Raw genomic sequence first — 1,603 nt, forward strand, 5'->3', positions numbered from 1 at the left:
TAGTTTTGAAGTCAGTATTCGTTGAGTCACAAAATCTTAAATTGAAGAGTTTGATCATGGCTCAGATTGAACGCTGGCGGCAGGCCTAACACATGCAAGTCGAGCGGAAACGACACTAACAATCCTTCGGGTGCGTTAATGGGCGTCGAGCGGCGGACGGGTGAGTAATGCCTAGGAAATTGCCTTGATGTGGGGGATAACCATTGGAAACGATGGCTAATACCGCATAATGCCTACGGGCCAAAGAGGGGGACCTTCGGGCCTCTCGCGTCAAGATATGCCTAGGTGGGATTAGCTAGTTGGTGAGGTAATGGCTCACCAAGGCGACGATCCCTAGCTGGTCTGAGAGGATGATCAGCCACACTGGAACTGAGACACGGTCCAGACTCCTACGGGAGGCAGCAGTGGGGAATATTGCACAATGGGCGAAAGCCTGATGCAGCCATGCCGCGTGTATGAAGAAGGCCTTCGGGTTGTAAAGTACTTTCAGTTGTGAGGAAGGGGGTAGTGTTAATAGCGCTATCTCTTGACGTTAGCAACAGAAGAAGCACCGGCTAACTCCGTGCCAGCAGCCGCGGTAATACGGAGGGTGCGAGCGTTAATCGGAATTACTGGGCGTAAAGCGCATGCAGGTGGTTCATTAAGTCAGATGTGAAAGCCCGGGGCTCAACCTCGGAACTGCATTTGAAACTGGTGAACTAGAGTACTGTAGAGGGGGGTAGAATTTCAGGTGTAGCGGTGAAATGCGTAGAGATCTGAAGGAATACCAGTGGCGAAGGCGGCCCCCTGGACAGATACTGACACTCAGATGCGAAAGCGTGGGGAGCAAACAGGATTAGATACCCTGGTAGTCCACGCCGTAAACGATGTCTACTTGGAGGTTGTGGCCTTGAGCCGTGGCTTTCGGAGCTAACGCGTTAAGTAGACCGCCTGGGGAGTACGGTCGCAAGATTAAAACTCAAATGAATTGACGGGGGCCCGCACAAGCGGTGGAGCATGTGGTTTAATTCGATGCAACGCGAAGAACCTTACCTACTCTTGACATCCAGAGAAGCCAGCGGAGACGCAGGTGTGCCTTCGGGAGCTCTGAGACAGGTGCTGCATGGCTGTCGTCAGCTCGTGTTGTGAAATGTTGGGTTAAGTCCCGCAACGAGCGCAACCCTTATCCTTGTTTGCCAGCGAGTAATGTCGGGAACTCCAGGGAGACTGCCGGTGATAAACCGGAGGAAGGTGGGGACGACGTCAAGTCATCATGGCCCTTACGAGTAGGGCTACACACGTGCTACAATGGCGCATACAGAGGGCAGCAAGCTAGCGATAGTGAGCGAATCCCAAAAAGTGCGTCGTAGTCCGGATTGGAGTCTGCAACTCGACTCCATGAAGTCGGAATCGCTAGTAATCGTGAATCAGAATGTCACGGTGAATACGTTCCCGGGCCTTGTACACACCGCCCGTCACACCATGGGAGTGGGCTGCAAAAGAAGTGGGTAGTTTAACCTTTCGGGGAGGACGCTCACCACTTTGTGGTTCATGACTGGGGTGAAGTCGTAACAAGGTAGCCCTAGGGGAACCTGGGGCTGGATCACCTCCTTATACGAAGATA

Annotated in this window: 1 rRNA gene; it reads left to right on the top strand. The window is 52.9% G+C overall.

What is annotated here, in order from left to right:
• Window positions 1-38 precede the first annotated feature (38 nt).
• Window positions 39-1,593: ribosomal RNA gene (locus tag AB4351_RS21240) — 16S ribosomal RNA — on the top strand.
• Window positions 1,594-1,603 lie beyond the last annotated feature (10 nt).

It is taken from the genome of Vibrio sp. 10N.261.51.F11 (assembly GCF_041471665.1).
GTDB lineage: Bacteria > Pseudomonadota > Gammaproteobacteria > Enterobacterales > Vibrionaceae > Vibrio > Vibrio crassostreae_C.